The sequence below is a fragment of the Aquipuribacter sp. SD81 genome (assembly GCF_037153975.1).
Classification (GTDB): Bacteria; Actinomycetota; Actinomycetes; order Actinomycetales; family JBBAYJ01; genus Aquipuribacter.
In genome coordinates this window covers 39,505-65,561 of record NZ_JBBAYJ010000004.1, presented here as the reverse complement: position 1 = coordinate 65,561, position 26,057 = coordinate 39,505, and the positions used below count along the sequence as shown (strand labels likewise).

At 77.8% G+C, this 26,057-nt stretch carries 31 protein-coding genes; 16 read left to right on the top strand and 15 right to left on the bottom strand.

From position 1 onward, the window contains the following. Positions 1-32: 32 nt before the first annotated feature. Positions 33-503, bottom strand: a complete 471-nt coding sequence (locus tag WAA21_RS03390; protein WP_336921347.1) for a hypothetical protein — start codon at positions 501-503, stop codon at positions 33-35. A gap of 7 nt (positions 504-510) precedes the next feature. After that, complete coding sequence (locus tag WAA21_RS03385; protein ID WP_336921346.1) at positions 511-1,071, bottom strand: RNA polymerase sigma factor; 561 nt, start codon at positions 1,069-1,071, stop codon at positions 511-513. A 100-nt stretch (positions 1,072-1,171) separates the two neighbouring features. On the opposite strand from WAA21_RS03385, the gene WAA21_RS03380 reads away from it, so the two are divergent. Continuing rightward, on the top strand, positions 1,172-2,296 hold the full coding sequence (locus WAA21_RS03380; protein WP_336921345.1) for a hypothetical protein: 1,125 nt from the start codon (positions 1,172-1,174) through the stop codon (positions 2,294-2,296). Positions 2,297-2,520: 224 nt separating this feature from the next. Here the strand turns inward: WAA21_RS03380 and WAA21_RS03375 are convergent, their stop codons facing one another. Next, on the bottom strand, positions 2,521-4,029 hold the full coding sequence (locus WAA21_RS03375) for a DEAD/DEAH box helicase (RefSeq protein ID WP_336921344.1): 1,509 nt from the start codon (positions 4,027-4,029) through the stop codon (positions 2,521-2,523). Between the two features lie 160 nt (positions 4,030-4,189). On the opposite strand from WAA21_RS03375, the gene WAA21_RS03370 reads away from it, so the two are divergent. From WAA21_RS03370 to WAA21_RS03360, 3 genes are all read left to right on the top strand, one after another. Next, entirely contained in the window at positions 4,190-5,293 is a 1,104-nt protein-coding gene (locus WAA21_RS03370) for an FUSC family protein (RefSeq protein WP_336921343.1), read from the top strand. A 161-nt stretch (positions 5,294-5,454) separates the two neighbouring features. Continuing rightward, positions 5,455-6,033 (top strand): RNA polymerase sigma factor, encoded by a 579-nt coding sequence (locus WAA21_RS03365; protein WP_336921342.1) that lies wholly within the window; start codon positions 5,455-5,457, stop codon positions 6,031-6,033. Further along, positions 6,030-6,758 (top strand): hypothetical protein, encoded by a 729-nt coding sequence (locus tag WAA21_RS03360; protein ID WP_336921341.1) that lies wholly within the window; start codon positions 6,030-6,032, stop codon positions 6,756-6,758. The genes WAA21_RS03365 and WAA21_RS03360 overlap by 4 nt, the downstream gene beginning before the upstream one ends. A 110-nt stretch (positions 6,759-6,868) precedes the next feature. Here the strand turns inward: WAA21_RS03360 and WAA21_RS03355 are convergent, their stop codons facing one another. Further along, positions 6,869-8,044: a methyltransferase domain-containing protein gene (locus WAA21_RS03355; protein ID WP_336921340.1), complete on the bottom strand. Its 1,176-nt coding sequence runs from the start codon at positions 8,042-8,044 to the stop codon at positions 6,869-6,871. 130 nt (positions 8,045-8,174) lie between these two features. On the opposite strand from WAA21_RS03355, the gene WAA21_RS03350 reads away from it, so the two are divergent. Beyond that, positions 8,175-9,047 (top strand): RibD family protein, encoded by an 873-nt coding sequence (locus tag WAA21_RS03350; RefSeq protein WP_336921339.1) that lies wholly within the window; start codon positions 8,175-8,177, stop codon positions 9,045-9,047. On the opposite strand, the gene WAA21_RS03345 is transcribed toward WAA21_RS03350, so the two are convergent. From WAA21_RS03345 to WAA21_RS03325, 5 genes are read right to left on the bottom strand one after another with little or no spacing between them, the layout of a single operon-like run. Then, a complete protein-coding gene (locus tag WAA21_RS03345) occupies positions 8,961-9,944 on the bottom strand; it encodes a lysylphosphatidylglycerol synthase domain-containing protein (RefSeq protein ID WP_336921338.1) in 984 nt (327 codons plus the stop codon). The genes WAA21_RS03350 and WAA21_RS03345 overlap by 87 nt on opposite strands. Continuing rightward, positions 9,941-10,834, bottom strand: coding sequence for a class I SAM-dependent methyltransferase (locus WAA21_RS03340; protein WP_336921337.1), 894 nt, complete (start codon positions 10,832-10,834; stop codon positions 9,941-9,943). The genes WAA21_RS03345 and WAA21_RS03340 overlap by 4 nt, the downstream gene beginning before the upstream one ends. Next, positions 10,831-11,919, bottom strand: a complete 1,089-nt coding sequence (locus WAA21_RS03335; protein ID WP_336921336.1) for a glycosyltransferase family 4 protein — start codon at positions 11,917-11,919, stop codon at positions 10,831-10,833. The genes WAA21_RS03340 and WAA21_RS03335 overlap by 4 nt, the downstream gene beginning before the upstream one ends. After that, complete coding sequence (locus WAA21_RS03330) at positions 11,904-12,377, bottom strand: 6-pyruvoyl trahydropterin synthase family protein (RefSeq protein ID WP_336921335.1); 474 nt, start codon at positions 12,375-12,377, stop codon at positions 11,904-11,906. Before WAA21_RS03330 ends, WAA21_RS03335 begins: the two co-directional genes overlap by 16 nt. Further along, on the bottom strand, positions 12,374-13,429 hold the full coding sequence (locus WAA21_RS03325; RefSeq protein WP_336921334.1) for a dehydrogenase: 1,056 nt from the start codon (positions 13,427-13,429) through the stop codon (positions 12,374-12,376). The genes WAA21_RS03330 and WAA21_RS03325 overlap by 4 nt, the downstream gene beginning before the upstream one ends. Between WAA21_RS03325 and WAA21_RS03320 the strand changes: the two genes are divergently transcribed. Further along, on the top strand, positions 13,409-14,008 hold the full coding sequence (locus WAA21_RS03320) for a CDP-alcohol phosphatidyltransferase family protein (protein ID WP_336921333.1): 600 nt from the start codon (positions 13,409-13,411) through the stop codon (positions 14,006-14,008). The two genes, WAA21_RS03325 and WAA21_RS03320, sit on opposite strands and share 21 nt — an antisense overlap. Continuing rightward, a complete protein-coding gene (locus tag WAA21_RS03315; RefSeq protein WP_336921332.1) occupies positions 14,005-14,169 on the top strand; it encodes a hypothetical protein in 165 nt (54 codons plus the stop codon). Before WAA21_RS03320 ends, WAA21_RS03315 begins: the two co-directional genes overlap by 4 nt. A 37-nt stretch (positions 14,170-14,206) precedes the next feature. On the opposite strand, the gene WAA21_RS03310 is transcribed toward WAA21_RS03315, so the two are convergent. Together WAA21_RS03310 and WAA21_RS03305 are read right to left on the bottom strand one after the other, a co-directional pair. Then, positions 14,207-14,668 (bottom strand): DUF2231 domain-containing protein, encoded by a 462-nt coding sequence (locus WAA21_RS03310; RefSeq protein WP_336921331.1) that lies wholly within the window; start codon positions 14,666-14,668, stop codon positions 14,207-14,209. A gap of 56 nt (positions 14,669-14,724) precedes the next feature. Next, positions 14,725-15,585 carry a hypothetical protein gene (locus WAA21_RS03305; protein ID WP_336921330.1) on the bottom strand — a complete coding sequence of 287 codons (861 nt, stop codon included), beginning with the start codon at positions 15,583-15,585 and terminating at the stop codon, positions 14,725-14,727. Between the two features lie 29 nt (positions 15,586-15,614). On the opposite strand from WAA21_RS03305, the gene WAA21_RS03300 reads away from it, so the two are divergent. The 3 genes from WAA21_RS03300 (at position 15,615) to WAA21_RS03290 (ending at position 19,620) form a co-directional block, all read left to right on the top strand. Continuing rightward, positions 15,615-16,610 (top strand): helix-turn-helix transcriptional regulator, encoded by a 996-nt coding sequence (locus WAA21_RS03300; RefSeq protein ID WP_336921329.1) that lies wholly within the window; start codon positions 15,615-15,617, stop codon positions 16,608-16,610. Further along, positions 16,607-17,641, top strand: a complete 1,035-nt coding sequence (locus WAA21_RS03295; RefSeq protein ID WP_336921328.1) for a helix-turn-helix transcriptional regulator — start codon at positions 16,607-16,609, stop codon at positions 17,639-17,641. Before WAA21_RS03300 ends, WAA21_RS03295 begins: the two co-directional genes overlap by 4 nt. A gap of 113 nt (positions 17,642-17,754) precedes the next feature. Continuing rightward, on the top strand, positions 17,755-19,620 hold the full coding sequence (locus WAA21_RS03290; protein ID WP_336921327.1) for a sensor domain-containing diguanylate cyclase: 1,866 nt from the start codon (positions 17,755-17,757) through the stop codon (positions 19,618-19,620). Here the strand turns inward: WAA21_RS03290 and WAA21_RS03285 are convergent. Further along, the gene (locus WAA21_RS03285) at positions 19,610-20,257 is read right to left on the bottom strand and encodes a uridine kinase (protein ID WP_336921325.1); all 648 of its coding nucleotides are present in this window, start codon (positions 20,255-20,257) and stop codon (positions 19,610-19,612) included. The two genes, WAA21_RS03290 and WAA21_RS03285, sit on opposite strands and share 11 nt — an antisense overlap. 37 nt (positions 20,258-20,294) lie before the next feature. On the opposite strand from WAA21_RS03285, the gene WAA21_RS03280 reads away from it, so the two are divergent. From WAA21_RS03280 to WAA21_RS03265, 4 genes are all read left to right on the top strand, one after another. After that, positions 20,295-20,612 (top strand): putative quinol monooxygenase, encoded by a 318-nt coding sequence (locus tag WAA21_RS03280; RefSeq protein WP_336921324.1) that lies wholly within the window; start codon positions 20,295-20,297, stop codon positions 20,610-20,612. A gap of 3 nt (positions 20,613-20,615) precedes the next feature. Then, positions 20,616-21,356, top strand: a complete 741-nt coding sequence (locus WAA21_RS03275; protein WP_336921323.1) for a maleylpyruvate isomerase family mycothiol-dependent enzyme — start codon at positions 20,616-20,618, stop codon at positions 21,354-21,356. Between the two features lie 134 nt (positions 21,357-21,490). Next, positions 21,491-21,694 carry a hypothetical protein gene (locus tag WAA21_RS03270; RefSeq protein WP_336921322.1) on the top strand — a complete coding sequence of 68 codons (204 nt, stop codon included), beginning with the start codon at positions 21,491-21,493 and terminating at the stop codon, positions 21,692-21,694. 65 nt (positions 21,695-21,759) lie between these two features. Then, positions 21,760-22,344, top strand: a complete 585-nt coding sequence (locus tag WAA21_RS03265) for a hemerythrin domain-containing protein (protein WP_336921321.1) — start codon at positions 21,760-21,762, stop codon at positions 22,342-22,344. A gap of 32 nt (positions 22,345-22,376) precedes the next feature. Here the strand turns inward: WAA21_RS03265 and WAA21_RS03260 are convergent, their stop codons facing one another. Continuing rightward, positions 22,377-22,913: a helix-turn-helix domain-containing protein gene (locus WAA21_RS03260; protein WP_336921320.1), complete on the bottom strand. Its 537-nt coding sequence runs from the start codon at positions 22,911-22,913 to the stop codon at positions 22,377-22,379. 53 nt (positions 22,914-22,966) lie between these two features. Between WAA21_RS03260 and WAA21_RS03255 the strand changes: the two genes are divergently transcribed. Further along, positions 22,967-23,923 carry an alpha/beta hydrolase family protein gene (locus WAA21_RS03255; protein ID WP_336921319.1) on the top strand — a complete coding sequence of 319 codons (957 nt, stop codon included), beginning with the start codon at positions 22,967-22,969 and terminating at the stop codon, positions 23,921-23,923. A 13-nt stretch (positions 23,924-23,936) separates the two neighbouring features. Here the strand turns inward: WAA21_RS03255 and glsA are convergent, their stop codons facing one another. Both glsA and WAA21_RS03245 read right to left on the bottom strand, forming a co-directional pair. Next, entirely contained in the window at positions 23,937-25,256 is a 1,320-nt protein-coding gene (glsA, locus tag WAA21_RS03250; RefSeq protein ID WP_336921318.1) for a glutaminase A, read from the bottom strand. 62 nt (positions 25,257-25,318) lie between these two features. After that, positions 25,319-25,732 carry a hypothetical protein gene (locus tag WAA21_RS03245; RefSeq protein ID WP_336921317.1) on the bottom strand — a complete coding sequence of 138 codons (414 nt, stop codon included), beginning with the start codon at positions 25,730-25,732 and terminating at the stop codon, positions 25,319-25,321. Between the two features lie 115 nt (positions 25,733-25,847). On the opposite strand from WAA21_RS03245, the gene WAA21_RS03240 reads away from it, so the two are divergent. Beyond that, a complete protein-coding gene (locus tag WAA21_RS03240) occupies positions 25,848-26,057 on the top strand; it encodes a DUF2945 domain-containing protein (protein ID WP_336921316.1) in 210 nt (69 codons plus the stop codon).

Below are 26,057 nucleotides of genomic sequence, written 5' to 3'. Positions count from 1 at the left end.
CCGATCCGCACGCCCTGCGGCTGTGACCTGCGTCACGACGCCTCGTCGGTCCACACGTCCACGACGTCGACGTCGACGGGGCAGCGGCGGGCGAGGACCTCCTCGACGACCCGGGCCACCGCGGCGCGGGCCCCGTCGGCGGCCTCGCGGACGTCGGTGCCGTAGGGCGCCCACACCTGGAGGGCCACCCGGGTCGGCACCTCGTCGGTGACATCGAGCAAGAGGCCGACGAGCCGCGCACCGGTGGCGGCCACCGCCCGTCGGGCGGCGTCGGCGACGACGCGCTCGTCGACCCGCAGCACGCCGGCGCCCGCCGCGGCCGGGCCGTCCTCGAGCACCCGCAGCGCCCGGCCGGGACGGGCGACGTCGCGCAGGCGCCGCTGGAGGGTGGCGGCGAAGGCCGTCCAGCCCTCGGCGTCGTCCGGGCGGGCCCGGCGGAGCTCGTCGCGGGCGCGGGCGAGCGCGTCGGCGCCCGGGCCCGGCCCGGGGTCCGGCGCCGTCATGCCGCCGTCACGGTCGCCATCGCGCCATCCTCTCCTCGAGCCGTCGACGGGCGCGGTAGAGGTTCCCGCGCACGGAGTCGGGCGTGGTGCTCATGATGTCCGCGGCCTCCTGCTGCGTCATCCCCTCGAGCTCGACGAGGACCCAGGCGGCCCGCTGGCCGTAGGGCAGCGCGAGCAGGGCCTCCTGGAGGGCCGCGGCGAGCTCGCTGCCGCTCGTGGCCGCCCACGGGTCGCTGCGGTCGTCGGCCGGCGTGGCGGCCAGCACCTCGTCGTCCACGGGCTGCGGCCGGCGCCGCCGGGCCACGTCGAGCGCCTTGTGCGAGGTGAGCCCGAGCAGCCACGTGCGCAGCGCCGAGTCGCCGCGGTAGCGCTCCATGGTGCGCCAGGCGGCGACGAGGGCGTCCTGCACCGCCTCCTCCGCGTCGCCGCGGTCGCGCAGCACGCGGCGGGCGTAGCGGAGCATGACCGGACCGTGCCGCTGCACGACCTCCTCGAAGGCCTCGCGGTCGCCGAGGGCGGCCGCGCGCGCGAGGGCCAGGTCCGCCTCCCGCGACCGCCCTGCCGACACGGGCACAGCAGACCGTCACCGGGGCGCCCCCGCAAACCGAGCGGGCCGCCGTCCACGACGGCCCACGTGTCCGCACGGCCGAGACGGGTAGGGCACGAGCGTGCCCGGCTCGCACGCCACCCCCGGCCCCGCCCGTCGACCCGTCGCGGCGCGGGTGCGCCGTGCCGTGTCCCGGTCGCGCCTGCCGAGCGGCACGCGGCTGGCCCTGGCCGCGCGCAGCGCCCTCGCCGCCGTCGTCGCCTGGCACGTGGCCGCGCTCGTGCCCGGCGCCGGTGACTACCTCTACTACGCCCCGCTCGGCGCGCTGCTCGTCACCTACCCGACCGTCGTGGACACCGTGTCCTCGGCCTGGCGGTCGCTGTTCGCCGTCGCCTCGGGCGGTCTGCTGGGTGCGGTCTGCCTGCTGCTGCCGGAGCGCTACGGCCTCGGCCTGGCGCTGGCGGTCGGGGTCGGCGTGCTGCTCGCCGGGGTGCCCGCCTTCGGCTCGCAGCGCGCGTGGGTGCCGACGGCCGCGCTCTTCACCCTCCTCGTCGGCAGCGGCGACCCCGTGGAGTACCTCGCGGCGTACGCAGGGCTCGTCCTGCTCGGCGCCCTCGTCGGCGTCGTCGTGGGTCTCGTGGCGCCGTCGTCGCTGCAGGGCAGGGCCGAGCGCCAGAACCGCTCGGCCCTGCACGAGGCCGCCGTCCTGCTCGGCGACCTCGCGGACGACGTCGAGACCGGCAGCCGCTCGCGGACGGTGCAGGAACGGGTCGGGGCGGTCCGCGACGGCATCACGGAGGCCGCGTCGTCGGCGACCGCCGCCCGCAAGGCGGCCCGCGGCAACGTGCGCCTGTCCCGGCGCTCCGCCGAGCTGACGGCTCAGCAGGCGGCCTTGCAGCGCGAGCAGCGGCTCGCCGTCGTCGTCGTGGACCTCGTCGAGCAGCTGAGCGACGCCGAGCTGGGGGTCCTCGGGGCCGACCCGGTGCTGGGTGCGAGGACGGGGGCGGCGCTGCGCGCGGTCGGTCGGGCCGTCGCGCCGGAGCGGTGCGCGGCCCCGCACGAGGTCGTGCGCGACCGCGGTGACGAGGCGGTCCGCGAGCTGTCGCTCGCCGTGCGCCAGCGGCTCGTCGCGGAGGAGTCCGGGGGCGCGGGCGACGACGGGCCGGATCCGCTGCCGGTGGCGGCGAGCGTGCTCACCGCCACGCGCCGCCTGCTCGACGGCAGCCGGGACGCGCCCTACCCCTGACGCCGTCGGCGGAGGGGCGGGGCGCGTCGGGTGCGTCGGCAGGAACGTCGACGTACACGTCGTGCGTCGACAGGAACGTCGACGTACGCGTCGTGCGTCGACAGGGATGTCGACGTACGCGTCGGGTGTCGGCAGGAATGTCGACGTACGCGTCATGTGTCGACAGGGATGTCGACCTACGCCGTCACCGTCGGCCTGGGACGCGACAGGGACCCGCGGTGGGCTCAGGCGCGCTCGGCGGCGCCCCGGCCGCGGCCGCCGCGACGGCGGCCGCTGCGCCGGGCACCCGGTCGGCCCGCCTCGCGGGCCACGTCGCCCGGCCCGGACGAGGGCCGCGCGCCGTGCCGGGCCGAGGAGCCCTGGGTCGACGGCTGTGCGACGCCGTCGCGCGTGCCCTGGCCCTGCCGGGCGCCGGGTCGCCGACCGCGGCCCTCGCCGCCGGAGCGGCGCGGGCGCGACGGCTGCTCCTCGCGCTGGTTCGGCGGCGTCCACTCGCGCAGGGCCGCGACCTCGCCGACGAGGTCGCGCAGGACCGGCGAGCCGGGCCGGACGGCGTCGGTACGAGGGGTGACCTTGGCCTGCCGCATGAGGGTGCGGACGTCCCGGTCCTGCTCGGGCAGGGCGAGGGTGACGACGGTCCCGCCGGAGCCGGCCCGGGCGGTGCGCCCGGAGCGGTGCAGGTACGCCTTGTGCTCGGTCGGCGGGTCGACGTGCACGACGAGCTCGACGTCGTCGACGTGCAGGCCGCGGGCGGCGACGTCGGTCGCGACGAGCACGGCGACCTCCCCGCCGGAGAACGCGGCGAGGTTCCGCTGCCGCGCGTTCTGCGACAGGTTGCCGTGGAGGTCGACCGCGGGGATGCCGGAGGCGGTGAGCTGGCGGGCGAGCTTCTTGGCCGCGTGCTTGGTGCGCAGGAACAGCACCCGGCGCCCGGTGCCGCTCGCGAGCTCGCGGACCACGGCGGGCTTGCTGTCGCGGTCGGCGATCGTCAGCACGTGGTGGGTCATGGTGGAGACCGGCGCGACGGCCGGGTCGACCGAGTGCGTGCGGGGGTCCTGCAGGTACCGGCGGACGAGGCGGTCCACGCCGTTGTCGAGCGTCGCGGAGAACAGCAGCCGCTGGCGGCCCTTCGGCGTCGCGTCGAGGATGCGCTGGACCGCGGGCAGGAAGCCGAGGTCGGCCATGTGGTCGGCCTCGTCGAGCACGGTGACGTCGACCTGGTCGAGCCGGATCTCGCGCTGGCCCATGAGGTCCTCGAGGCGGCCGGGGCACGCGACGACGACGTCGACGCCGCCGCGCAGCGCCTGCACCTGACGGCCCTGCGGCACGCCGCCGAAGATGGTCGTCACGCGCAGGCCGACGGCCTCGGCCAGCGGGGTGAACGTGGCCGCCACCTGGGTGGCGAGCTCGCGCGTCGGGACGAGGACGAGCGCGCGGGGCCGGGAGGACTCGGCGCGGCGGGTCGCGCGGGGCGCGCCGCCGAGCAGGCGCGCCAGCACGGGCAGCGCGAACGCGAGGGTCTTGCCGGAGCCGGTGCGGCCGCGGCCGAGCACGTCGCGCCCGGCGAGGGAGTCCGGCAGCGAGGCGGCCTGGACGGGGAACGGGGTCGTGATGCCCTGCCGGGCGAGCGCCTCGGCGAGGGGGGCGGGCACGCCGAGCGCGGCGAAGCCGGGCGCGGGGCGGGTGGACTCGGGGGAGCGGGGGGCCGCGGGTGCGGCGTCGAGCAGCGTCATGCGAAGGGTTCTCGCCTCTCAGGCGGTGGTCGGGGCGCCGCGGACCGGCTCTGCCAACTGTCCTCACCCGGCCTGCGGGCCGGGGGACGGGCTGCTCCACGACGGGGCGGGCCTCGGACGGCCTCGCCGGGACCAGTCTCGCACGCCAGGATGAGGTCCGATGGCACGCCGCCCCGGTCCCGCGTCCCGGGGCCGCCCGACGGGCCGGTCCGTGCCGGAGCGCGTGCGGCGGCTCGGCCGGACCGCGCCGCTGCTCGTGCAGTCCGCCGTCGCGGCCGGCATCGCGTACTGGGTGGCGACGGCGCTGCTCGGTCACACCCAGCCGTTCTTCGCCCCCGCGGCCGCCATCATCGGCCTCGGGGCCTCGTACCGGCAGCGGTGGCGGCGGGCGGCGGAGGTCGTCGTGGGCGTGGCGATCGGCGTGGGCGTCGGCGACCTCGTGGTCGCGCTCGTGGGCCCGAGCGTGTCGGTGCTCGTGCTCGCGGTGCTCGTCGCCATGGCGCTCGCGGTGCTCCTCGACGCGGGCACGCTCGTGGTGGTGCAGGCCGGGGTGCAGGCGGCCATCGTCACGTCGCTCGTGGCGACCCCGGAGCAGGGGGTCGACCGCTGGCTCGACGCCGTCGTGGGCGGGGCGACCGCGCTCGTCGTCGCCGCGCTCAGCCCGGTCGGCCCGCTGCGCCGGCCACGGGAGACCGTCGTGGAGGTGCTCCGCACCGTCGCCTCCCTGCTGCGGGACGCGGTGGCGGCGTGCCGCACCTCCGACGCCGACCTCGCCCGGCGGACCCTCGAGCGCTCCCGTGCGACCGAGTACTCCCTCACGCTGCTGCGCGAGGTGACCGCCGAGCGGGCCGACGCGGCGGCGCTGTCGGTGCTGCGGCCGCTGCGCACGCGCCGCACCCGGCTGGAGGCCGACGCCGGGGCCGCCCTCGACCTCGCCGTGCGCAACGTCCGCGTGCTCGTGCGGCGCGCCGACGTGGCGGTGGAGCGGGACGACCCGGTGCCGGAGGAGGTGCTGCGCCTCGTGGAGGACCTCGCCGTGGTCGTCGACCACCTCGCCGCGGGCTACGACGACCCGGCCCAGCAGCCAGTCCTGCGCCGCGAGCTCGCAGCCGTCGCGGAGCGCTCGTCTGCCCTGGGCGTGCCGCCGGGCCTGTCCGGGGCGACCGTGCTCGCCCAGGCCCGCTCGGTCGTCACCGACCTGCTCCGGCTGACGGGCCTGAGCGTGGGCGAGGCGCTCGCCCTGGTCCCGCGCATGGGTGCCTGAGCGCGACCCGGACGGCCCGGACGGCCGGGGGGCTCGCGTCGTGCGCGCACCGCCGTCCGCGGCCGCCCGGGACGGGTCGTCACGGGCCGGGTGTAAGTCTCCTCGCCCGGCCGGCCACGTACGGGGTGAGGGACCATCGGGGACGCCGGGGAGGAGGACGGGTGACGACCGACCGCGAACGCTTCGAGGAGCTGTTCGAGCGCTGCTACGGCCCGCTGCTGGCCTACGCGATCCGTCGCGCGGGCTCGGCCGAGGACGCTGCCGACGTGGTCGCCGACACCTTCACCGTGGCGTGGCGCCGGATCGACGACGTGCCGCCGGGCGACCGGGCGCGGCTGTGGCTGTACGGGACGGCGCGCCGGGTCCTGAGCACGCACCGGCGTGGCTCGGCCCGTCGCGAGGCCCTCGACGAGCGGCTGCTGGCCGACGCCCGCGTCAACTACGCGGCCGCCCGCCACCCGCACGCGAGCGGCCCGGAGGACCGGGTGCTGGCGGCGCTCGGGTCGCTGTCGGAGCCGGACCAGGAGCTGCTGCGCCTGTCCGTCTGGGAGGAGCTGGACGCGGCCTCGGTCGCCCGCGTCCTCGGGGTCAGCACCGCGGCGGTCCACGTCAGGCTGCACCGGGCCCGCCGACGGCTCCGGGGGCACCTGGGGTCCGTCCCTTCCGCGCCCGCCGCGACCCCCCGCCGCAGCGAGGAACCGGCCCCGTTCGCACGCACCACCCACGCGGAGGACGCATGAGCACGACGGAGGAGCACCTGGACGCGCTCGCCGCTCGCAACCCGGTCCGTGACGCCGACGTCCGCGACACCACGGGAGGTCGCCGCCGGGCCCTCGCCCGGGTGTGGACCGACGCCGACGATGCGCCCCCGTCCGGCGTCCTCGCCCGGCGGGCGACACCCCCGCCGCGGCCCCGCCGCGCGAGCACGCTGCTCGTGGCCGCCGCCGTCGCGCTCCTCGTGACCGGCACCGCCGCCGTGGTGTCCGGCGTGACGGACCCCCTCCTCGGGCGGGTCGCCGCGGACGGGGCCCCGGCGGGGCCGACGACGGACCCGCTCCTGGGCGCGGACCTGAGCGGGATCTCCGAGGCGCAGGCGGCGGAGATCGACGACCGCGTGGCCACGGAGGCGGAGAACCGCGCCGCGTACGAGCGGTACCGGCAGTGCCTCGCCGCCGAGGGGTTCGACGTCCCCGAGGACCCGATCCTGCAGTCCGACGGGACCTTCATGGGCGGGGTCCCCGACGCCGCGGTGCGCAGCGGCGTCGACGCCGAGTGCTACGACCGGGAGTGGGCGCTCACCGACACGCTGTTCCAGACCCGCCCGGAGTTCCAGGACGCCCCGTCGCGCACCCGCTGGATGCGCGAGTGCCTCGAGGAGCGCGGCATCGCGCCCCGCGACACCGCGGACGGGCTCGCCGAGCAGCTGCGGGAGGCCGGCATCCGCCCGGCCGACTGCTTCTACTGAGCCGCCGGCCCGCCGGCCCGCCGGCCCGCCGGCCCGCCGGCTTGCCGGGGACGGGGTCCGGGCACGCGGTGTACCCCGAGTGGGGGCACACGGCGCGAGAGGGGACCCGTTCACCGCCTCTCGAGCAGGACGAGGACCTCCTGGTGGGCGGTCTGGGGGAACATGTCGAGGACCCGGCCCCGGACGGCGCGCCACGACGGCAGGGCGTCGAGGTCGCGGGCCAGGCTCGGCACGGCGCAGCTGCTGTAGAGCAGGTGCCGGGCGCCGGAGCGCTCGAGGGCCGCGCACAGGGCGTCGCCGAGCCCGCGTCGCGGCGGGTTCACCACCACGAGGTCGGCGGCGGGGAGGTCCGCCGAGCCGTCGAGGGCCGTCGCGTCGCCCACGACGAAGCGGGCCGAGCCGTCGCCGCCGACCGGCACACCGCGCTCGTCGCGCGAGCGTGACGCGGCGGCGACCGACTCGGCGCTCACCTCGACCCCCACCACCTCCCGGCCCGGTCCGGCGAGGTGCAGCGCGAACCCCCCGGCGCCGCAGTACAGGTCCCACACCACCGCGGGCGCCGGCACCAGCGCCGACACCCACGCGGCAGCCGTCCGGTAGAGCGCGCCCGCCACCTCGAGGTTGGTCTGCACGAAGCCCTGCGGGCGCAGGTGGAGGACGACGTCACCGACCGGGACGGGCAGCGTCCGTGCCTCGGTGAGGACGACCTCGTCCGGGCCCTCGGGCAGCGCGGCGTGCAGCGGCTGCAGGTTGGCGCTCAGCACGACCAGGCGCGCGCCTACCCCGGCGAGCGCCCCGGTGAGCCACGGCAGCTGCCGGCGCAGCCGCGGCACCGCCTCGGTGGAGCGCAGCACCGCGCGCACCATGAGGCCGCCGTCGCCCGCCGGGCCGTCGCCCGCGTCGAGGCACACGAGCTGCTTGAGCTCGCCGCGTCGGGCGGGCACGTCGTACGGGGTGAGCCGCGCCCGGGTCACGAGCTCGGCGAGCACGGGCATGGCGGCCGCGAGCCGAGGTGTCAGCAGGCCGCAGCGACGCAGGTCGGTGCCGCGGCGGTGCTCGTCGAGGATGCCGAGCGTCGGCGCCTCGACGCTGCCGCCGACGACCATCTTCGCCTTCGACCGGAACCCGGACTCCCGCCCGGCGACGGGCGGCTCCCAGAGGAGGTCGCCGTGGCGGGCCAGCGCGGCCGCGCTCAGCCGCTGCAGGTCGGCGAGCTGCTCGTCGTGGGGCCGACCCATCCACTCGCACGAGCGGCAGGACCCCGCGTCGTAGTAGTCGCACTGCATGCGGGGGCTCCTCTCCGGCGGCTCGCGGCACGGCCCGTGCCCGGCCGGTCGTGCCCGGACGAGGGTAGGTGAGCGGTCACCGGGCCCGGCGGCGGTGCGGTGCGGGCCGGTGCCGGGTGAGGATGGGGTCGTGGTCGCCGCGGACGCCGAGGTCGCGTGGCGCTGGCTGCTGTCCCGCGCGGGCCGTGCCCCGGGCGACGCCCGGGCGGGCGGGGCACGGCCGCCGGCTCCCCGGGTGGCGGACGACGCCGCTCCCGAGCCGTCCGACGAGGACGCGGCCGACCTCCTCGCGCTGTACGGGCCGGTGGCGACCGCCCGCGGGCGCCTGGCCGTCGGCCAGCTCGGCCAGAGCCTCGACGGGTGCATCGCGACCCGCACCGGCGACGCCCGGTACGTGACCGGGGACGCCGACCGCGCGCACCTGCACCGGCTGCGCGCGCTGGTCGACGCCGTCCTCGTGGGCGTGGGGACGGTCTGCGCCGACGACCCGCGGCTGACGGTGCGCGCGGTCGCCGGTCCCCACCCGCACCGCGTCGTCCTCGACCCGGCCGGCCGCTGCCCCGTGGGCAGCCGCGTGCTCGCCGACGGCGCCCCCACGACGTGGCTCGTCTCCGCCGCAGGGGTCCGGCGGGCCCGCCGGGCCGTTGCGGGTCGGGCTGCCGTGCGGGTTGTGGGGCTGCCGGCGGGTCCGGCCGGCGCACCCGTGCCGCCCCCCGCGGTCCTCGACCTGCTCGCGGGGCTCGGCCTCGGCCGGGTCCTCGTGGAGGGTGGCGGGCGCACCGTGACGGCCTTCGTGCGCGCCGGGGCGCTCGACCGGCTCCACCTCAGCGTCGCCCCGGTGCTGCTGGGCGCCGACGGCACGACCGGCCTCGGGCTGCCCGGCCCGGCGCTCGCCCGGGACGCGCTCCGCCCGCCGTCACGGAACTTCCGGCTCGGTGACGACGTGTGCTTCGACCTCGACCTCGCGGCGGTGCGCGAGCGCCAGCGGGAGCAGGCCAGGTAGCGCCGCGACGAGCGCGAGCAGGCCGTAGCCGACGGACGCGGCGACCCCGTCGGCGGCGCCGACCCCGACGGCCGCGAAGGCGAGCGCGGCGCCGGCCTCCCGGGCGCCCCAGCCGCTCACCGTCAACGGCACCGCGGAGACGACGAGGGTGACGAGCACCGCGGGGACCACCTGCGTCGCGGGCGCGTCGAGACCCGTCACGGCCGCCGCGAGCAGGAACGTCGCCACGAAGCACGCGAGCACGCCTGCCGAGGCGACCAGGCCCAGCCCGAGCGCCGCCGCCAGCCGGCCCCGGTCACCGGCGACGCCGTGAGCCGGTCGCGCCGGTCGGGCCCGCCACGGCTGCCACACCGCGAGCACGACCGCGCCGAGGACGAGCACGAGGACGACGGCGACCCCGACGGTCCGGCGGTCGACGCCGGCCGTGACGCCGAGCAGGCGCGGGTCCAGCGCGAGCGCGCCGCCCGTCGCGGTCAGCAGGGTCACCTGGCCGAGGCCGCGCTCGACGACGACCGCCCGCGCCGCCGTGAGCCGGCCGACGCCTCGGGCGTGGCGCCGCGCCCGGTCCACGTCGCCGACCACGCCGCCGGGCACCACCGCGTTGAGCAGCTCGCTGCGCGCGTACTCCGCGTACGCGTCCGCGGGACGCAGCGCCGCCCCGAGCGCGCGGGAGACCACGAGCCAGCGCAGGCTCGCCAGCGCCCGCCACAGCGCCCCCAGCCCGAGGGCGGCGAGGACCGGCCCCGGGGCCAGCACCGCGGCGCCCGCCCGCACGGCGTCGCCCCCGACGACCGCCGCGACGGTGCCGAGGACGGCGACCGTCGCGCCGAGCCGGACGGCCGGCCACAGCAGCCGCGGCCGCCGGGACGCGCCGGGAACGGGTGCCGCCGCCCTCACCGGCCCGCCCACGGCACGGGCAGGAGCAGGACGTCGGTGTGCGCCACGACGACCCGGAGCCCGCCCACGGCCACGGCGGTGTCGCGCCGACGGGCCCACGCCTCGACGGTCGACCGCTCCTCGGGCCCGGCTCCGTGGCGGGCGGCGGCCGCGTGGCCGTCCCACCAGGCCCGCAGCAGGTCGGCGTCACGCGTCGGGTCGAGCCGCCAGGGCGTGGCGCGGCTGCGGACCCCGGCCCCCGCCGCGCTCGCGGCGGCGACGAGCGTGTCGGCGGCCCCGGGACCGAGCGCACCGCCGGTCGTGGCCGTGCGGGCGACGCAGTCGCGGGCGAGGGCGTCGACGGGGTCGGGAGGGTCGAGGACGACCTCGCCGGTCACGGTCAGCGCGCACAGCAGCGGCACCCCGGCGGCGACGACCGCGGACGCGAGGCGCGCGACGGCCGGCCCGGGCAGGACGTCGAGCAGGGCGCTCGCCACGACGAGGTCGACCGCGTGCTCCCCGCCGAGCAGGTCCGGCAGGTCGTCGCTCGTGCCGACCCGCACGGCGTCGACCGTGGCGCCTGCGTCCGCGAGCCGGCCGCGGCCGACCCGCAGCAGCGACGGGTCGGGGTCGAGCAGCACCCACCGGGTCGGGACGCCGTCGGCCCGCGTCACGACCCAGCGCGCCATCGCCCCCGCGCCGCAGCCGACGTCGACGACGCGGAGCGGCACGCCGTCGGCGGGTGCCGGGCCGGGTCGCGCCGCCCTCGCGGCGGCGAAGGCCGTCGTCAGCAGCTCCGCGGAGCGGCTGCGGCTGTCCGCCTCGCCGCGCAGGTCGAGCCACGTCGTCGCCCAGCCCGCCGGTCCGTCCGCCGGTCCGCCGGTGGGGCCCGCGCCCGCGAGGGGGCTCATGCGGCGAGCACCGCGCGGCGGACGACGTCGGCGCACGCGTCCCAGCCGTGCCGGGCGAGGGCGTCGCCGCGGTCGCGGGCGAGCGCCCGCAGCCGTGCGCGCAGGTCGGGTCCCTCCCGCCAGCGCCGCAGCGCCTCCGCGAGGGCGGCCGGGTCCTCCGGCGGCACCACGAGCCCGGGGGTCGCGCCACCGACCGTCCCGAGCGCCTCGACGAGGCCGGTACCGGCCGTCACGAGGCACGGCAGCCCGCGGACGAGGGCCTCGCCGACGACCATGCCGTACGTCTCCTGACGCGACGGCACGACCAGCAGGTCGGCCCACCCGTAGTGCTCCTCGAGCGCCGCGCCCTCTGCGGGTCCGGGCAGCTCGACGACGACGCCGCTGCGAGCGAGGTCGGCCGCGCGTGTGCGCAGCGCCGCCGCGTGGGCCGGGTCGGGCGCGGGTCCGACGAGACGCAGCTGCCACCCGTCCCCGACGTCGCCCAGCGCCTCGAGCAGGACGTCGTGGCCCTTGCGCGACGTGAGCGAGCCCACGCCGAGCAGCCGTGCGAACCCGCTGTCGCGCACCGGGGACGCGGTGGGCGCCCGGGTCGTGCCGGGCACGGCGACGACCGGCTGCACGCCGTCCAGCCCGCCACGGACCCGCACGGCGCACCACCGGGACGTCGTGAGGACGGCGCCGGAGAGCGCGACGGCGTGCAGCACCTGCTCCTCCGCGGTCGCGAGGCGCTCCGCCTCGGCCAGGTCGAGGCCGCTCTCCAGCGCGAGCGGCAGGTGCACGACGACCGACAGCCGCACCCGCCCCGCGTGCCGGCGGGCGACGTCGGGCCACGCGCACAGCAGGAGGCCGTCGACGAGCACCGCCCCGCCGTCCGGCACCTCGCCCAGCGCGTGCTCGAGCGCGTCCGGCCCGTCGGGCGGCACCGGCCAGCCAGCCCTGACCGGACGCCACCGCACGTCGACGCCCGCCGCGACCAGGGCGTCGCGCACGCACCGGTCCCAGACGTTCCCGCCGGTCGGCCGGTCCACGTCGCCCGGCACGAGCAGCGTGAGCGGCTCGCGCCCCGACCTCAGCGACCTGCCCACGGCCACGCGTCGGGTGCGCCCGGGCCGGGCTCGCGCAGCACGACCCGGCACGACGCAGCCGCGCGCGGGTTCTCGCCGAGCCACACCTCGACCGACGTGAGGTCGTCACCCGCGCCCCGCAGGTCCCCGGCCGCGGCGCGCGCCACGAGGCGCGAGGCGACGAAGCCGGCGAGCACCTCGGTGGTGGTGACCACGCCGGCCAGCTCGGGGTGCTCGTCGAGGTTCGTGTACGTGAGGTCGGCGAGCACCTCGCCGAGCACGGTGCCCGCGGCCCCGATGTCGACGACGATGCCGTCGGCGTCGAGGCGGTCGCGGCGGAAGGTCGCCCGCACCACGTAGGTGGCGCCGTGCAGCCGCTGCGCTGGGCCGAACACCTCCCCGGCGAGGGAGTGCGCCACCATCATCGAGTCCTCGACGGTGACGGCGTGCTCGACGGCGACGGGGCGCGCGGGGCTCACGGTCCGTAGGTCACCACGGGGCACAGCCCCGCGCCACCGCGCAGCAGCAGGTCGGGCAGTCGGCCGGGCAGGTCCGCGAAGGGCACGTCGTCGCCGAGCACGTGGTCGAGCGCGGGGTCGGCGAGCAGCCGCAGCGCGAGGTCGAGCCGGTCGCCGGTCGAGCGGCGCGCGCGCCGCGCCCCGGCGACCGCCCCGACCTGGCTCGGTCGGATGGCGACGCGGCGCACGTGCACGTCCTCCCCGAGCGGCACCGCCGGGGCGCTCGTCCCGAACCACGACGCCTCGACGACCTCGCCGTCCTCGGGCGCGAGCCGCAGCGCGAGCGCGAGCCCGGCCGCGGTCGCCGACGTGTGGACCACGACGTCGTAGGCGCCGACCGCCTCGTGCCCGCCGAGCTCGTCGGGGTGGCGGTGCCCGACCCGCAGCGCCGCCGCGAGCGGGCCGCGCTGCGGCGCCGGGTCGACGAGGTCGACGACGCACCCCGGCACCTGCGCCGCCAGCCGGGCCACGCACGCCCCGACCATGCCGCCGCCGACGACCGCGACCCGGTCGCCGAGGCGGACCCCGGCGTCCCACAGCACGTTGACGGCGGTCTCCACCGTCCCCGCGAGCACGGCCCGCCGCGCGGGCACGGCGTCCGGCACGGCCCGGACGGCGCCGACGGGCACGACGAAGCGGTCGTGGTGCGGGTGCAGGCAGAACACCGTCCGCCCGAGCAGCCCGTCGGGTCCGGCCTCGACCGTGCCGACGGCCAGGTAGCCGTAGCTGACCGGCGCGGGCAGGTCGCCCTGCTGGAACGGGGCCCGCATGCGCGCGGCGTGGACGGGCGGCACCGCCCCGGTGAGCACGAGCCGCTCCGTGCCACGGCTCACGCCGGAGAACAGCGTGCGGACGACGACGTCGTCGGGTCCGGGCACGGGCAGCGGCTGCTCGCGCAGCGTGTAGCGGCCGGGCTCCTCCAGCCACAGCGCACGAGCGAACGCGGGCTCGGCGGGCGTGCGGGCGTCGACGCGGCGGGTGACATTGGTCGCATGCTCGCGCGCGAGGTCCACGGGCTCACTCTGACACCGGCGGACCGGGTGACCCTCACGCGGGCCGGGCTGCTCGTCGGGGCCGCCGCGCTCGTGCTGCTGCGCCCTGGCGGCGCGGTGTGGCCGGCGCTCGAGGGCCTCGCGGCGCAGATGTGGGCGTGGGTCCTGCTCGCGCAGGCCGTGCCGATGCTCGTCCTCGACGCCGTCGACGGCGCCGTGGCCCGTCGCACGGTCGTCACGGCGCGCGGGGCGCGTCTCGACGAGGAGACCGACGCGGCGACGGTCCTCGTCCTGGCGGTCGCCGCGGCCCCCGTGGTCGGCTGGTGGGTGCTGGCTGCGGGCCTGGCCCGCTACGCGTTCGTGACGGCGGGGCTCGTGCAGCCGCGGCTGCGGCGCCCGTTGCCGTACTCGCTCGCACGGCGGGTGGTGGCGGCGCTCCAGGGGCCGGCCCTGCTCACGTCGGTGCTGGTCGTCGCGGCGCCGGCCGTCCCGGTCGCGGTCGCCGTCACGGCGTGCGCCGCGGCGCTGGCCGCGCTCGTGTGGTCGTTCGGGCGAGATGTCGCGTACCTGTTCCTCGGCGCCTACCGTGGCGGACCATGAAGGCGCTGCTCGTCCTCCTGCTCGTGCTGTGGCTCGTGGTCACCGTGCTCGGCGCCGTCATCGAGGGCCTGTTCTGGCTGCTCGTCATCGGCCTCGTGCTCTTCGTCGGCACGGCCGTGTGGGGCTGGCTGCGGCTGCGGTCCACCGTCGCCCGCGACTGACCCCTTCGGCGCGCGGCCGGACAGCGCGGCCGAGGCGTCACGCCTGCAGCACGAACCCCCACACCGACTGCGCGCCGGAGTCGCCGGCCAGGACGGCGAACACCGTGGCGGCGACGCCGACGAGCGCGGCGAGCGCGGCCGCGACCCGTGCCGGGGCGGTGCGCGTGCGGCGCTGCAGCACGCTCGCCGCCACCGCGAGGGCCGCGAAGGCGAGGGTGAGGTTGCGCGTCCACAGCCCCCAGCGCCCGTGCTCGCTCAAGAGCTCGAGCGCGTCCCCGGTGTAGCCGAGCCGCGCCTCCAGCGCCTCGCCGGCCTCGACCCCGACGACGGCGGCGAGCGCGGCCACGACCGCGACACCGGCGACGAGCGGGCCGTAGGGCCGGGCCCAGCGCGGCCGCACCGCGACCGCGACCGCCCCGAGCGCGCCCAGCGGCAGCAGCACCACGACGGCGTGGACGACCAGGGGGTGCAGGGGGAGCCCGCCGATCTGCTCGAACACGCACCCAGTCTCGCAGCCCCGACCCGTCCCGGTCCGTCCGTCCCCGTCGGCCGGTCCTACCCGGGGAGCACCGTGACCGGCGCCCCGACCCGGAGGAGCCCGGGCCGCACGACCTCCGCCTCGACCCCCATGACGACCTCCCGGCCCGTCGCGGTGTCCCGCGTGCGGTCGGGCGCGAGCAGGGCGAGCGGGTCCCACGCCTCACGCCGGCCGTCGCCCGGTCGCATGCGCACGACCGCGCACCGGGCGACCGGCGCGGACACGGCGAGGACGGGCGCGTCCGGCCCGTCGCCGAGCACGAGACGTCGACCGCACCACCCGTCCTCGGGGAAGGCCCCGACGTCGCCGTCCGGGCCGGTGGCGAGCACCGCGGTGGCGCGGAACCGCTCCGCGTCGGCGACGAGGGCCGACTCGTCGTCGGGGTCCGGGACGCCGGCGTGCCCGGCGGAGCGCGCACGACGCGCGAGCTCCGCGAGCGCCGACGTCGTGACGAGGGTGACCCCGCCGCCGTACACGACGTCGCGGGGTCGGGCCCGGGCGAGCGCGACCGGGCGGCCGAGGTGGGCGCCGAGCGCGGCGGCCCACGGCCCGTCGAGGAGCTCCACCTCGCGCGGGCGGCCCCAGTACTCCGCCGTCACCGTGCGCCCCGGCGCCGCCGCCTCGTCGGGGACACGGCCGGTGACGGGTCCTCGCCCCGGCACGGTCACGGTCAGCACGCCGTCCCGCTCCGCGGCGCGCAGCGCGAGCAGCGGCCCGTTCTGCACGGTGCGCAGCACGCGCGCCCCGCCGCGGGCGTCGAGGTCGACGACGCAGTAGCGGCGGTCCCCGACCGGGCCCGAGCCGGTGAGACGGAGCACGTCCGGGTGGGCCGGCGCACAGCCCTTGAGGAGGCTCGCACCCAGACCCGCCACGTGCACGGCCCGCACCCTACGGGCAGCATGCACGCGTGGACGGGGACGTGGGCTCGGACGTGCGCGCCGGCTCGGGGGCGGCCGGGCGGGCTCCCGCCGCGGGCGGGCGGGACCAGCGCGGGCCCATGGAGCGGCTCACGCAGATCCTCTTCGTGCTGTCGCGCTCGCCGGGGCGCACGGCCACCACAGACCGGCTCCTCGCCCACGTCGGGTACGGCGCCGAGGACGTCGAGGACCGTCGACGGCAGCTGACGCGCGACATCGGCCACCTCACGCGCCTCGGCTGGGAGATCCGCAACGTCGCGTCGCCGGGCGACCCGGCCGCCTACCGGCTGCTCGCCGCGGACCTGCGCCTGCGCGTGCAGTTCTCCGTGGAGGAGCAGGCCGAGCTGCAGCGGGTCGCGCGGGCGGCCGACCTGTCCGGCCTCGGGGACGACGCCGACCGTGAAGCGGGCTTCGTGCCGCGCACCTCGGGTGCGGGCGACCCGGAGACGGTCCAGCGGGCGGTCGCGCGCCGCTGCCTGCTGCGCTTCACGTACCGCGGGACCGCCCGCGTCGTGCACCCGTACCAGGTCCACCTCCGTGCGGGCGGGTGGTACCTGCGGGCCCGTGAGGTGGTGGGCGCCGCGCAGGACGGGCGGGGCGCGGACGTGAAGACCTTCCGGCTCGACCGCATGACGGGGGTGAGGCTGGACCGACCCGGCACCGCCGAGCCTGTGCCCCCCGGCGCGCACCTCGCCATCGACCCCGTCACGTGGGAGGTCGACCCGCCGGTGGACGCGCTGCTGCGGACGGCGCCGGAGCACGTGCCGCACGTGCGGGCCATGCTGGGTGCGGCCGAGGTGCTGCCGGACCCACCGGGTCCCGACGACGTCGACCTGCCCGTGCTGCTGCGCGTGCCCGTCACGCACCGCGAGGCGTTCCGCGGCCGGCTGTACGAGCTGGGCAGCCGCGTGCGGCTCGTCGGGCCGGAGGACCTGCGCGAGCAGGTGCGGACGCACCTCCTCGGCGTGCTGGGTGGCGCGCGGTGAGCGGCGTCGCCCGCTACGCGAGCCGGCTCGCGCACGTGCCGCGCGCGCTGCACGTGCTGCGCCACCACCCCGACGGCCTCCCTATCGGGGACCTCGCCGCCGAGCTGGAGGTGGGGGAGGCGCAGCTGCGCGAGGAGCTCGAGGTGTTCTTCCTCGCCGACGTCGTCGACGCCGGCGCGGTCGGGCTGCGCTCGTGCGCGCTGGAGTTCCTCGCCCCCGGACCGGGTGGCGACCTCGCCGAGGCCGACCTCGCGGCGGCCACGACCGTGCGGCTCGTCGACGACAGCCCGCTCGACGAGCTCGGCGTCGCGTTCCTCTCCCCGGCCGAGCTCGGCGTGCTGTACCGCGCGGCCTCGGAGCTGTCGGCGCTCGAGCCGGGCAACGCCGCGCTCGCGTCCGCGGTGGACCGGCTCGGTGCGTCGGTGCTCGGCGGCGTCGACGGGCTCGCCACGGCGGCGGGCCCCGACGGGCAGCCGGTCCTCGGGGGGTCCGTGCTCGTCGGTGCCGACGTCGCCGCGGACCTGCGCTCCGCCGCGACCGCGCACCGACGCGTCCGGCTGGTGTACGCGCGAGCCTGGCACCCCGGTGTGGTGGAGCGGGTCGTGGAGCCGTACCGGGTCGTCAGCACGCGACGCGGCTACGAGGTCGACGCCGGCCCGCTGGACGCCGACGGGCGTCCCCGCACGTACCTCGTCTCGGGCGTGCGCGAGCACGAGGTCCTCGAGCAGACCTTCGAGCGGCCGGCCGACGCCGAGGAGCGCATGGCCGCCGCCCGCACGCCGACGACCGTGCGCCTCGTCCTGCCCGCCGAGCGCGCCTGGGTGGTCGAGCGCTTCGCCGAGGAGGTCCGCGTCGAGGCCGCCGACGAGGACGGTGTCCTGCTCGCGGCGGACGTCCTGCCGCCCGTGGCCGAGCGCGTCGGCCTCGTCCTCGCGGTGGCGGGCGCCGGCTCCTTCGTGCTCGACCCGCCCGCCCTGCGCGACAGCGACCAGGAGACCGCCCGGCGGCTTCTCGCGCACCACCGGCTCTGACCCGCCCGCCCGACCCGTCGGGACGTCACCCGTCCGGCCCAGCGCGGGTCGCTCAGGAGGACCAACCGTCGTGCCGATGACCTCCCTCGACCAGGGGGAGGAGGAGCAGGACGGTGGGCGCTGAGGACGTGTACGACGCGCGGGAGCGCGCGCGGCTCGAGGAGCTCCACGGCTACGGGGTGCTCGACACCCCCGCCTCCGCCGAGCTGGAGGCCGTGGTCCGCCTGGCCGCGGACGTCGCGGGCGTGCCGACCGCCACGCTCAACCTGCTCGACGCGTCCCGGCAGTGCCAGCTCACGACCGTCGGCTTCGACGGGGCGGACTCGGCCCGCGCGGACTCCATGTGCGACGTGACCGTGCGCGCGGGCGCGGCGGTCTGGGTCCCGGACGCCAGCCTCGACGTCCGCTTCGCGGCCAACCCGTGGGTGACGGGCCGTTACGCGGCCGTGCGCTTCTACGCCTCGGTGCCCCTGCTGACCCCGGCCGGGCACGTGCTCGGGACCCTGTGCGTGTTCGACACCGTCGCCCGCACGCTGACGCAGCGGCAGCTGCAGCGGCTGCACGACTGCGCCGCGCTCGTCGTGGCGCTGTTCGAGCGCCAGCGCGAGAGCCGGTCCCACGCCCACCAGGCGGTGGAGCTCGCCGAGCAGCGCGACCTCATGGCCCTCGTGCACGCGACCCTGGAGGAGCGCGCCGAGCTCCTCGACACCGTCCTGGAGTCCGTGGCGGTCGGCATCGTCGTGTGCGACGCCGGCGGGCACGTCACCCACTTCAACCGGACCGCCCGCGGCTGGCACGGCGTGGACGCCGACCCCACCCTCGCCCCCTCCGACCTGCCCGCGCACTACGACCTGTTCGAGCCCGACGGGACCACGCCGCTCACGCCGGAGCGGGTGCCGCTGCTGCGGGCGCTCGTCGAGGGGCAGGTGGAGGGGGCGGAGTTCGTCATCGTGGCCACCGGGCACGGGCCGCGCACGGCCGTGGCCGACGCGCGGCGGCTCGTCGCCTCCGACGGCACGCTCCTCGGCGCCGTCGTCGTCATGGAGGACGTCACCGAGCGCCGTCGCCGCGAGGCGGCGCTGCGCAGCAGCGAGGAGCGCTTCCGCAGCGCCTTCTCGCAGGCGCCGACCCCGATGGCCGTCGTCGACGGCGACGGCACGTGGGTCGACGTCAACCCCGCCTGCTGCGCGTGGCTCGGCCGCAGCCGCGGCGAGCTGCTCGGCCGCCCCCTCGCGGCGGTGCTCGACCCGGACGACGTCGCCGAGGCCGACGAGGTCCGCCGCGCCGTCCTCCTGGGCGAGCGCGCGAACGCGAGGGTGACGCTGCGCTTCGCGCACCGCCGCGGCGACGAGCTGTGGGGTGCGGTGTCGGTCGGGGCCGTGACGGCCGCGGACGGCGGGCGGCAGCTGGTGTGCCAGGTCGAGGACCTCAGCGAGCGCCGGGCCGTCGAGGAGCGCCTGACGGCGATGGCGCTGCACGACGCCCTCACCGGCCTCGCGAACCGGGTGCTGCTCGTCGAGCGACTCGGGCACGCCCTCGCGGTGGCGGCCCGCGACGGGTCGACTCACGCCCTGCTGTTCTGCGACCTCGACCGCTTCAAGCACGTCAACGACACCCACGGCCACACGGTCGGCGACGAGGTGCTCGTCACGGTCGCGGAGCGGCTGCACGGCGCGGTCCGGCCGAGCGACACGGTCGCCCGGCTCGGGGGCGACGAGTTCGTCGTGCTGTGCGAGGGGCTCGCGCCCGCCGAGGTGCCGGTCGTGGCCGACCGGCTGCGGGCGGCGGTGCGGGCGCCGATCGCCACCAGCGCGGGTCTCGTCGAGGTGGGCATGAGCATCGGGGTGGCGCACCCGTCCGGCGGCAGCGCGCCCGAGGACGCGTCGGTCGTGCTCGCCCGGGCCGACCGGGAGATGTACCGCTCCAAGCGCGAGGGCGTCGTGCCGTCCGCGCGGCAGGAGACCGTCCTCAGCCGCTGAGCAGCGCCGGTCGCCCCGGGTGCTCGGCCCGCACCACGAGGTCGGCGCGCCCGGCCGGGTCCGTCTCCTCGACGTAGCGGCGCCACGCCCCCGGCCTCGGGTCCCCCTCCGGGACCGCGCGCCGCAGGGCCGCGTCGGAGGTGTCGAGGTGGAGCACGAGGTCGAGGTCCCCGGCCAGCTCCCAGCGCAGCAGGTACGGCCCGTCGACGACGGCCAGCACGCCCGGTGCCGCAGGCCGGACGGCCTCGCGGGCGGGACGGTCGTCGTCCGGGTCCCGCAGGCGCGGCAGCCAACCGAGCCGCGCGGGGTCGGCGAGCGGCTCCAGCACCTCCCGCTGCAGCGCGGCCCAGTCCACCCACCGCTCGTAGGCGGTGTCGACGTCGCCGGCGCCGTGCTCGAGGCGCACCGAGCGGCGGTGGAGGAAGTCCCGCGCCCGGACCCTCACGACCCCGACGCCCGCGGCGAGAGCCGCCTCGGCGACGAGGTCGGCGAGGGGCCCGGTCGTGTCGTCGAGGGCGCCGTCGACGCCCACCCTCACGGCGACGCCGCGCTCGCGGGCGGTGTCGAGCAGCGGTCCGCAGCGCGACACGACGAGGCCCGCGAGCGCGCTCGGGCTCACGGGCGTCGCGGTCGGCACCGGGGCAGGGTAGGCGTGCGCCCCGTACGCTGGTTGCGTGGGTGACGACGTGGTGACGGACGGTCCCCTCGTGCTCGTGGTGGGTTTCACGGCGCGTGCCGACGGCCTGGCGGAGCTGCGGCAGCGCCTGCTCACGCTCGCCGGGCTGACACGCACCGAGGACGGCTGCCTGCGCTACGACCTCCACGAGCACCCCGACGACCCGCTGCGTCTCACCTTCGTCGAGGAGTGGGCCGACGCGGCCGCGCACGCCGCCCACGACCGCACGCCGTGGGTGCTCGACCTCCGCGAGCACCTGCCGCGGCTCATCGAGGGCGACCCGGACGTCACGCGGCTGCGCCGGCTCGAGGGCTGAGGCGTGGCGGGGGCGGCGCGCCACGACCCCGGCACCACGCTGCGCTGGGCGCGCGAGGGCACCGGCCGGCTGCTCGGGCTCGTCGACGGGCTCGACGACGAGGCGGCGCGTGCCCCGAGCCTGCTGCCCGGGTGGACGCGGGCGCACGTCGTCGCCCACGTCGCGCGGAACGCCGAGGCGCTCGGCCGGCTCGCGCACTGGGCCCGCACCGGTGACGAGACCCCGATGTACGCCTCGCCGGAGGCGCGCGACGCGGACATCGCGCGGACGGCCGCGGCGCCCGCGCCGGCGCTCGCCGCCGACGTGCGCGACAGCGCGGCGGCGCTGGACCGGGCCCTGGTCGGGGTGGGCGAGGACGGCGCGTGGGACGCGGAGGTACGGGGCCGGCGTGGCGCGCGCGTGCGCGCCGCGCTGCTGCCGTGGCTGCGCACGCGCGAGGTGTGGCTCCACGCCGCGGACCTCGGGCTCGGCGACCCCGCCGACGCGCTCGCCGACGCACCGCCGGGCCTGCTCGAGGAGCTGCTCTCCGACGTGGCCGCCACCCTCTCGCGCGAGGCCGGCTGCCCGAACGTCGTGCTCGCCGCCACCGACGCCGAGGTGACGGCGCGGCTCGGGGCGGAGCCGGGCCCGACCGTCCGCGGCACCCGCGCCGAGCTCGTCCTGTGGCTCGCGGGCCGTGACGCCGGCAGGTCGCGGCTCGCCACCGACGATGGCGACCTACCCACCCTGCCGCGCTGGCTGTAGAGGGACCAGCAGGGCGCGCCCCGGTCGCACGGAGGACCACGACCGCCCGACGCAAGGGCGAGGTGTGGACACCACGGGCGCGGGTACGCCGCAGGCGTCGGCACGCCCGGTGCCGACCCGACCCAGGAGGCACCGTGCAGATCGACAAGTCGCAGATCCTCGACCTGCTCCGTCAGCAGGGCGACCACGACAAGGCGCAGCAGGCGGACCAGGAGCTGCCTCAGCAGGTGGACACGGAGCAGCACGGCGGCCTGCTGCAGCGGCTCGGCCTCGACCCGTCCGACCTGCTCGCGAAGCTCGGCGGCGGGGGCGGTCTCGGGGGTCTGCTCGGCCGCTGAGCACGTGTGACGGGGCTCCCCGGCGCCCACCGCATGGCGGCCGGCGCCGGGGGTACGGCCCCCGCATGACGAGCACCGCCGACACCACGTCCGAGCCCGACGTCGTCGACCTGCTGAGCGCCGACCACGAGGAGTTCCTCGGGCTGCTGGGGCAGATCCGCTCCACGCGTGACGCGGAGCAGCAGAAGGAGCTCGCGGACACCCTCGTCGCCGAGCTCGTGCGGCACGCGGTCGCGGAGGAGATGTGGGTGTACCCCGCCATGCGCGACCACCTGCCCGACGGCGAGGCGAAGGTGCAGCACGACACCGAGGAGCACAAGGAGCTCGAGGTGCTGCTGAAGCGGCTGGAGGCCGCGGACCCCGCCGACGACGAGTTCGTCACCACCGTCGCGCGCGTCGAGGAGGTGCTGCGCGACCACGTCGCCGACGAGGAGTCCGAGCAGTTCCCCGAGCTCCGGGCGCACGTCCCGCACGACGAGCTCGTGGACATGGCCCGGCGCGTGGCGAAGGCGAAGAAGGTGTCGCCCACGCGGCCGCACCCCTCGGCGCCGAACAGCGAGCTGTTCCACAAGACGGTCGGCCTCGGGGCCGGGATGGTCGACCGGCTCCGCGACGCGCTGTCCTCACGGAGCTCCGACCCGACGGGCTGACCGCTCCGCGCCGCGCGCGCGGACGAGGGCGGTCAGCCACGCAGCAGCACCGTGCTCAGCGCACGGCGCGTCCGGCCGGGCGCCTCGGGCAGCTCGCGGTAGCGCCCGAGGACCTCGGCGAGCTCCCCGAGCAGGCCGTCGACCTCCTCGTCGCTGAGGTGCATGACGGCGTGCCGGTAGCCGGTGCGGTCGGCGGCCGGGTCCAGCGAGCCGCCGTCGCGCGTGCCGTCGGCCAGGTAGCGGTCGAAGTCCGCGATGAGCATCGCCGAGAAGGCGAGGAACGCGGCCCGGTGCTCCTCCGCCGTCATCCGACGCAGCTCCTCGGGGCCGATGCTCGCCGCCCCGGCGACCAGTCCGAACGTGCGCTCGACGCTGCCGCGGACCGGACGCTCCTCGACGACCCGGAGGACGCCGCCCTCGACCAGCGCTGCGACGTGCCGGTACAGCGTCGCGACGGCGACGTCCGGCAGCAGCTCCCGCAGGCCGGCCGTGGTGAGGTCACGGCCGCCGAGGAGGGCCTGGACGACGCGGATGCGCACCGGGTGCAGGAGGAGGTCGGCCGACGCCACCCTTGATTGTTATCGAGATTGACATCGGTCGCAACGCCGAGAACGATCACCCCGTGACCGCGCCCGCCCCGCCCACCGTCTCGGACGTCCCACTCGTCGTCGAGCGGCCTGCCGGCCCCCTCGCGGGCACTCTCCTGCTGCCCCCCGGGGCGGGTCCGTTCCCCACCGTCCTCCTGCTGCCGGGGTCCGGTCCCGTCGACCGCGACTCCGACGCCCGGCGCATGCCGCTCGGCATCACGCGGGCGCTCGCGGAGGCGCTGGCGGCAGCGGGCGTCGCGAGCTTCCGGTACGACAAGCGCGGCACGGGCGACAGCCCCGGTGACTGGCGCGTTCCGGGGCTCGTGGACGCGGCCGACGACGCCCGCGCGGCGCTCCACCTGCTCGCGACGCACCCTGCGGTCGACGCCGGGCACCTGCTGCTCGTGGGCCACAGCGAGGGCGCCCTGCTCGCCACCGTGCTGGCGGCGCGGCCCACGACGCCGGTGGCCGGTGTGGTGCTGCTGAGCCCGACCGCGCGCCCCGGCGAGGAGGTGCTGGTGTGGCAGGCGGAGCAGATCGCCCCGACGCTGCCCGCTCCGGTCCGCCTCGTGCTCCGGCTGCTGCGCACCGACCTCGTCCGCAGCGTGCGGCGCAACCACGACCGCATCCGGGCGACGACGACGGACGTCGCGCGCATCGGGGGCGCCCGCGTCAACGCCCGCTGGCACCGGGAGTTCATGGCCTACGACCCGCGCGAGGACCTGCGCCGGATCCGGGTGCCGGTCCTGGCCGTCGGTGGGGGCAAGGACGTCCAGAGCGACCCCGCCGACGTCGCGGTGGTGGGACGCCTCGTCGACGGCCCGGTCGAGACAATCGTCGTGCCGGACGTGTCGCACCTGCTGCGGCACCAGCCGGGCACCGCCTCGCTGCGGCACTACCGCAGCGAGGTGCGCCGACCGCTCGACCCGCGCGTGCTCGACGCCGTCGTCACGTGGGTCCGCACCCGCACCGCCGCCGCACCGAGGCCCTGAGCCCCTCGGTCCGTCAGGTCCGGGCCATCTCCTCCTCGCAGGCGCCCACCGCGGCCTCGAGGCTGTCCTCGGTGCTGTTCGGCGTCGACCCCTCCCAGTCCGGGGAGTTGCCCCGGTCGCGGTCGACGAGCCGCACCCTGATGCCCGCGTCCTCCACGGTCCGCACGGTCTCCTCCAGCAGGTCCACCGCGGGCTCGTGCAGCCAGCCGACCCCGGTGAGGTCGACGACGAGCCAGCCGCCGCCGTCCGCCAGCAGCTGCGTGCGCGCCGCGAGCAGGGCCGAGCACGCCTCGTCGGCGTTGCGCAGGGTGAGGGGGCCCTGCAGCCGCAGCACGTGCAGGCGACCGCCCTCGTGCCGCTCGTGGCCGGCGACGACCGGCAGCCCCTTGCCGGCCGGTCGGAGCTCGTGCATGCCGAGGCGGTCCGACAGCAGCCGGCACGCTCTCGCGGCGCGCACGCTGTTGCCGTGCTCGTCCAGTCGGGGGCTGAAGGCGCCGATGCCGAGCTGGCCCGGCTGCACGGCGACGATGCCGCCCGCGACGCCGGACTTGGCGGGCAGCCCGACCTCGGTGAACCAGCGGCCGGCGCCGTCGTACATGCCGCACGTCGCCATGACCGACAGGACGGTCCGGTCGACCGTCGCCGGCACGACCTGCTCCCCGGTGAGCGGGTTGAGCCCGCCCGCGGCGAGGGTGGCGCCCATGACCGCGAGGTCCCGGACGTCGACGAGCAGCGAGCACGCGAAGACGTAGACGTCGAGCGCCTCCTCGACGTCGTAGGGCAGGGACCCCTCCGCCTTCATGAGCCAGGCGAGCGCCCGGTTGCGCTCCCCGGCGCCCTTCTCCGACTCGCTGACGCGCTCGTCGTCGTCGAGGCGACGACCGGCGAAGGCCGACACGCCGTCACGGATCCGCGCCCTGCGCGCCTCGGCGTCGTCGCCGGCGACGAGGCAGCCGGTGAGGATCGCCCCGGCGTTCACCATCGGGTTGGGCGGGCGCCCCGTCACCTCCTCGAGGACGAGGGCGTTGAACGCCTCGCCCGTGGGCTCGACCCCGACGGCCTCGAGGACCGCGTCGTGCCCGGAGTCGGCGAGGGCGAGGGCGTACACGAAGGGCTTGACGATCGACTGGATGGTGAAGCGGGCCTCGACGTCGCCTGCGCCGTGCAGGTGGCCGTCGGCGGTGCACAGGGCCACCGCGAGCTGCTCGGGGTCGGCCTCCTGCAGCGCGGGGATGCTCGAGCGGATCTCGCCGCCGCTGTCGTCGAGCAGCTCGTCGTGCACCTCCTGCAGCCGGCGCGTGATCGGGTGCAGGGGCTGCTCGTCGACCGCCATGGCGTCAGCCAACACCGCCGGCCGGGTCGGGGCACCCGGTGCGGTCCCGGTGCGCGCCGCCGTCAGCCGGCGCGGTGGAGGGACTGGCTGGTTCCCACGTTCCTGTCGTCGAGCCCCGGGCCGAGGCCGAGCAGCCCGTCGGCGTCGGCGTCGTCGTCGCGCAGCGCGGCGTCGAGCTCGGCGGCCGCGTCGCCGTCCAGGACGACGTCGAGCGAGGCGTGCTCGGCGTCGCAGTCCTCGCACAGGGCGACGAGCGACGGCTTGTCCTCGAGCTCGCCGAGCTCCGTGCCGCACGCGTCGCACAGGTCGACCCAGCGCCAGCCGCCGCGTGCCTCGAAGTACAGCGTGCGCCGGTCGGGGCGGGCCTCGGCGCGCTCGGCCTCGAACGCCTCGCGCAGCCCCGGCCGCTCCTCGAGGCGGGCGAGGGCCTCGGCGTCGGCACGGTCGTGCACGTCGGCGGCGGAGAGCAGGAGCACGGGGCCTCCTCGGTCGGGGCGTCGGCAGGACGTGGTCAAGGGTCCGCCCACCCCGGACACAACCCCGGGACCCGGGCCGGTGTGTCGGCCGGCGGGCCCCGGGGTATCCCCTGGCATGGCAGACAACCTGAAAAAGGGCGACGAGGTCAGCTGGAAGACGCACGGCACGACCACCCACGGCGAGGTGGAGAAGAAGATCACCTCGGAGACCGAGGAGGCGGGCCGCACGGTGAAGGCCTCCGACGACGACCCGCAGTACCTCGTCAAGAGCGACAAGTCGGGCAAGGAGGCGGTGCACAAGCCGTCCTCGCTCGACAAGGAGTAG

Excerpts from the sequence above, each read along its gene's own strand:
- WAA21_RS03360 (WP_336921341.1), top strand. The coding sequence starts at position 6,030 with ATGAGCACGACGGAGGAGCACCTGGACGCGCTCGCCGCTCGCAACCCG.
- WAA21_RS03375 (WP_336921344.1), bottom strand. The coding sequence starts at position 4,029 with ATGACGCTGCTCGACGCCGCACCCGCGGCCCCCCGCTCCCCCGAGTCC.
- WAA21_RS03390 (WP_336921347.1), bottom strand. The coding sequence starts at position 503 with ATGACGGCGCCGGACCCCGGGCCGGGCCCGGGCGCCGACGCGCTCGCC.
- WAA21_RS03240 (WP_336921316.1), top strand. The coding sequence starts at position 25,848 with ATGGCAGACAACCTGAAAAAGGGCGACGAGGTCAGCTGGAAGACGCAC.
- WAA21_RS03315 (WP_336921332.1), top strand. The coding sequence starts at position 14,005 with ATGAAGGCGCTGCTCGTCCTCCTGCTCGTGCTGTGGCTCGTGGTCACC.
- glsA (WP_336921318.1), bottom strand. The coding sequence starts at position 25,256 with ATGGCGGTCGACGAGCAGCCCCTGCACCCGATCACGCGCCGGCTGCAG.
- WAA21_RS03320 (WP_336921333.1), top strand. The coding sequence starts at position 13,409 with ATGCTCGCGCGCGAGGTCCACGGGCTCACTCTGACACCGGCGGACCGG.
- WAA21_RS03265 (WP_336921321.1), top strand. The coding sequence starts at position 21,760 with ATGACGAGCACCGCCGACACCACGTCCGAGCCCGACGTCGTCGACCTG.
- WAA21_RS03370 (WP_336921343.1), top strand. The coding sequence starts at position 4,190 with ATGGCACGCCGCCCCGGTCCCGCGTCCCGGGGCCGCCCGACGGGCCGG.
- WAA21_RS03340 (WP_336921337.1), bottom strand. The coding sequence starts at position 10,834 with ATGAGCCCCCTCGCGGGCGCGGGCCCCACCGGCGGACCGGCGGACGGA.
- WAA21_RS03355 (WP_336921340.1), bottom strand. The coding sequence starts at position 8,044 with ATGCAGTGCGACTACTACGACGCGGGGTCCTGCCGCTCGTGCGAGTGG.